This is a genomic window from Actinotignum sanguinis, from assembly GCF_003957255.1.
GTDB lineage: Bacteria > Actinomycetota > Actinomycetes > Actinomycetales > Actinomycetaceae > Actinotignum > Actinotignum sanguinis.
Genome location: NZ_QDIE01000053.1, coordinates 1 through 4,362, shown reverse-complemented (window position 1 = coordinate 4,362; position 4,362 = coordinate 1). Strand labels below are relative to the sequence as shown.

Annotated in this window: 4 protein-coding genes; 2 read left to right on the top strand and 2 right to left on the bottom strand. The window is 61.9% G+C overall.

The window, feature by feature from the left end:
* Nucleotides 1-140: 140 nt before the first annotated feature.
* Entirely contained in the window at nucleotides 141-650 is a 510-nt protein-coding gene (ybaK, locus tag DDD64_RS08645) for a Cys-tRNA(Pro) deacylase (RefSeq protein ID WP_126135956.1), read from the top strand.
* 35 nt (nucleotides 651-685) lie between these two features.
* Here the strand turns inward: ybaK and gluQRS are convergent, their stop codons facing one another.
* Nucleotides 686-1,618 (bottom strand): tRNA glutamyl-Q(34) synthetase GluQRS, encoded by a 933-nt coding sequence (gluQRS, locus tag DDD64_RS08640; RefSeq protein ID WP_126135955.1) that lies wholly within the window; start codon nucleotides 1,616-1,618, stop codon nucleotides 686-688.
* Nucleotides 1,619-1,621: 3 nt separating this feature from the next.
* Nucleotides 1,622-2,932, bottom strand: coding sequence for a C1 family peptidase (locus DDD64_RS08635; protein ID WP_016441843.1), 1,311 nt, complete (start codon nucleotides 2,930-2,932; stop codon nucleotides 1,622-1,624).
* Between the two features lie 97 nt (nucleotides 2,933-3,029).
* Here DDD64_RS08635 and DDD64_RS08630 point away from each other — a divergent pair, with 97 nt between their 5' ends.
* On the top strand, nucleotides 3,030-3,800 hold the full coding sequence (locus DDD64_RS08630) for an HNH endonuclease family protein (RefSeq protein WP_206435416.1): 771 nt from the start codon (nucleotides 3,030-3,032) through the stop codon (nucleotides 3,798-3,800).
* Nucleotides 3,801-4,362: the final 562 nt, after the last annotated feature.

Below are 4,362 nucleotides of genomic sequence, written 5' to 3'. Positions count from 1 at the left end.
GTGATGGTGAGTTGTAGATCTTTTCCAGGGTGCTTCGTTCCTCGTCACTCAAGGCGAGTGGTTTAGCGGGGTGCGACATGGATCAATAATACCATCACCAGTAAGCTATTTCACGGACGGTACACTACTATCCTGGACGTATGTCGTCGAAGAAAAATAAGCCGGCCGGGACCCCGGCCCTCCTCGCCCTCACGAAATCCGGCGTGGAGTTCACGATTCTTGAGTACGAACAAAGTTTGCATCACGAGCACGGATTCGCCCTCGATTCCGCCGCTGAGCTGGGGATGGATCCCCGTGTTATTTTCAAAACTCTGCTGGCGCAGGTGGATGGGAAGCCGGTATGCGCGGTGGTCCCGGCGGCCGCCATGCTCAATCTCAAGTCCTTGGCGAAAGCGGCGGGCGGGAAAAAGGCCGCGATGATGGATCCGCATGATGCCGAGAAACTCACCGGCTATGTGACCGGGGGTATTTCGCCGCTGGGGCAAAAACACCGCAGCCCGATTTTTATTGATGCCTCCGCGCGCGAGCTGCCGGCGATGGTGGTTTCGGGTGGGAAACGTGGGCTCTCGGTGCGCCTGGCTCCGGCCGATTTAGCGGCCGCGGCCCGCGCGGAATTCGCGCCGGTGGCCGATTTTAGCCGGCACGTCTAGCCGGCCGGTCTAGCTGGCACGTCTAGCCCGCCACTCTAGCTGGCCCGGCTATCCGGCCCGGCTTCGAGCGCCGCCACATCTACATACCAGGGCCCGCTGCGGCGCAACGCGCGGGCATCTAGCTGCTGGGCGAAATCCGCGGCCGTGCGCACTTCCAACCCTAGCGAGCGCCCAATAAGGGCCAGCACATCGGCCGGGCTCCAGCCGTACTCCGCGAGCGCCCGCATCGTCACGGCACCATCGCGTTTGGCCAGCCGCGCGCCTTCCCGGTTGAGAACCATGGGCACATGCCAGTATTCCGGGGTGGGCGCCCCGAGCAAGCGCTGCAAATACACCTGTCGGGGTGTGGATGGCGCCAAATCGGCGCCCCGCGTCACCTGGGTAATGCGCTCGAGCGCATCATCGACCACGGAAGCAAAATTGTAAGCGTAGCGACCATCGCCACGCCGAATCACAAAATCGTCGACGACGCCGCTCACCTCCCCGCACACCTCATCGTGAATGGTTAGTTCTTTCACCTCGGTGCGCAGCCGCAGAGCCGGCTGGCGGCCCACCGCCGCGAGTTTGGCGCGGCCGGCCCGCCGGCCGGCCGCACTCAGATCCCGGCAGGTCCCCGGGTATACCCCGGGCGCCCCGTGGGGCGCCCGGGCGGCGTCGGCCAAATCACGCCGGGTGCAATAGCACTCGTAGAGCAGTCCGCGTTCCCGCAGGGACGCGAAGGCGGCGTCGTACCCATCGATGCGCTGGGATTGGATCTGAACCGGGCCGTCCCAGGTGAGCCCCAAGGCCCGCAGGTCCGCGAGCTGGCGCTCTTGGAACTGCGGGCGGGACCGTTCGTCCATATCCTCCACGCGCATGAGGAAGCCGCGCCCGGACCGCCGGGTCAAAGCCCAGGCGAGGAGCGCGGTGCGGAGATTCCCGAGGTGCAGGTCTCCGCTCGGTGAGGGTGCGTAGCGGCCGTACTCCACGGTTTAGGCCAGCGAGCCCATCGGATCCCAGGCGGGCAGCACTTCGGGTTCGGTTTCCAGAGCCGCCAGCAGCTCCGCGGAGAGGCGATCCTTGGTGACCGCGACTTCGAAAACGTGCTGGTCGAACCAGGAATCGTTCATGGTCCAGAAGCCCTTATCGGCGTGCTCATCACCCCAGGAGTTTTCGATACGCCAGCGGCGCGGGCTGCCGTCTTCACGCAGATCAACGCCGGTGAACACCATGGCGTGCGTCATCATTGCTTCGCCGTAGTAGAGCTCATCGGCCTTAGACATGGCCAGGTCAATCCCGTAGGTACCTTCGTAATCGTAAAGCTGGCCGTCCCAAATACCGCGTTCGCGATCCGATTGCTTGCCGGTATCGCACCCCATCCACACGGGCTGGCCGTCCTTGAGGGTGGCGATGGTGGCTTCCCGAATCACCTCGATGGGCACATTGAGGTAGGTGACCGGCTTAGCGCCCACCACATTGCCGAGGCGATCCACCGTGTAGAGCTTGCCGTACTCATTACGCGGATCGTTGACGATGCACACGTACTGATCCAGATCCGGCAGGTACTTCTGCGCGAATTCCACCGGGGTCATCTTCCCTTCGCGGTGGAAGTTTCCGTCCTCATCTTCGTACTGCCAGACGAAGCTTTCCGGCGGGGTACCCAGGTGAATCGCCAGCACCCGGTAGACCTGCTCCATGAACTTTTCGCGCACGGCTTCACGCTGGCCGGCTTCTGCCTCGCGAATATCGTGGGCGGCGCGGCGCAGCAGCATTTCCAGGGTGCGGTTCATGAGCTGGGTATTGGAGGAAGATTCCGTTTCCGGCATCGCGAACTTCGGGCAGGCCCCGTACTTTTCCACCAGTGCCACGAACATATTCCATTGCCCGCCGTCCCCGATGGGATCGGAAAGCAGGTAGTGCACGGTGCGGTCATCAACCGGGCGGTCCGCGAGCTCAATCATGGAGGTGAGGAAATAATTGGCCTTTTCCAGCTTGTCGTAGAAATGCTGGAAGGACTGGGAGAACTCGAAGTTCTTCAGGCCGGTGGCGCGATTGACGAGCATCTTCAGCGAGCTGAGCCCGGAGAAAAGCCAGCAGCGCCCGGACTTCTTCTGGTTATTCACCTTCCAGGTGTCCACCTTCACCGACATGGACGGATCAATCGCGTTAATAACATCGCGATCCTGGGCGACCTTCGTGATCGAGGTCTGGGTGACGGCGTTCTGGACGATGCGAGCGGTGCGATCCGCCGCGAAATCCGCCGCAAACTTCTTCACCATATCGGTCTCAAGTGCCTGGGCCATTCATAACTCCTTCATTGTCGTAACTGTGCCAAGGTCCCTCACTATGCTACCTTGCAGGCGCAGGCCCGCCACGGGCCGGTGTCCCGAAAGGTTGGATATGCGTTTTTCGATGGGTCGTTCCGGCGCGCGCCACGGCGATACACAGGCGTCCGGTACCTCTTCTCCGCACCGGCGCATGTGGACGGTCATCGCCGCGCTGCTGATGGTCCTTGCCGCCGCACTCCTGCAACTCTCACGTACCGGTTCCGATTCGGAGCCGGGTGGGATCGGTAGCGCGAGCAGCGGCACACTCACCGCCTCCCAGGCACTTTCCGCCCTGAGCGAGCTACCCGGAGGCCGCCCCGATTCCGGGCGTGGCTATTCCCGCGCCGAGTTCGGCTTGGGGGACGGCTGGCCGGATACCGATGGAGACGGATGCACTGTTCGTAACGAGGTGCTGCGCCGCGATCTTGCGGGAGTTACCTTCTGGTCGGGGAAGTCCACGCCGCCCGGCTGCGTCGTCGCCACCGGAACCCTGCGCGATCCGTATACCGGAACGGAGATTTCTTTTGACCGCGCGCGGGAACCTCAGGCCGTGACGATTGATCACGTGGTCGCGCTTTACGATGCGTGGCGGGCCGGTGCGCAGGACTGGGACGCGGATACTCGCGCGCAATTTGCCACCGACCCGCTCAATTTACTCGCGGTCTCCGGGGCGGCGAATAAGGAGAAAGGGCACGCCACCGCCGCGCAGTGGCTGCCGGATAATCCGGCTTTTGTGTGCGAATACGCCGCGCGACAGGTGGCGGTCAAGCGTGCTTACGGGCTTCGGGTCGACGACGACGAACGTCACGCCCTGCACGAGGTGCTATCCGATTGCGTCCGGTAAGCCGCGGTTGCGGATGACGCTTTCCATAGTCACTCCCGCTAGCGAACTCCGCTCACACACTCTGCAAGGGTTGGATTCTCTCCAGCTCGTCTCCCAGCGCATCCGCTTCTTTCTCAAGGTCATAACGGGTTTGCAGATTGATCCAAAACTGTGCGCTGGTACCAAAGAACTGACTGAGCCGCCGCGGGGCAGTATGTATTTTCAGAGCTGTACTTCATATGTCGTACATGCGAAGTACACCCCAGAAAAACACCCCTCCCGCCAGCGCGGTGGGACGACTCGCATCGCCACCCGCACCGCAAAAAGCAACGTCCCGACGGGAAGCCCCGTAAAAAGCAACGCCTCAACCGAGAGCCGCACAGGATGCAAGCCCACGACATCGAAACAATTTCTTAAGGGGGTGCGGACGGTTTCCTAGAGATTTTTAAGGAGATAGTTCAATGAATAAGAAACCGGGAGTTGCAAACGGGATCAGGTACTCCGCCAAAGACAAGCAAAGAGCTCTCGCCATCCTGGAAAAGCTTGGCTCTCTAAGGCAAACAGTCCTAGAACTGGGTTATCC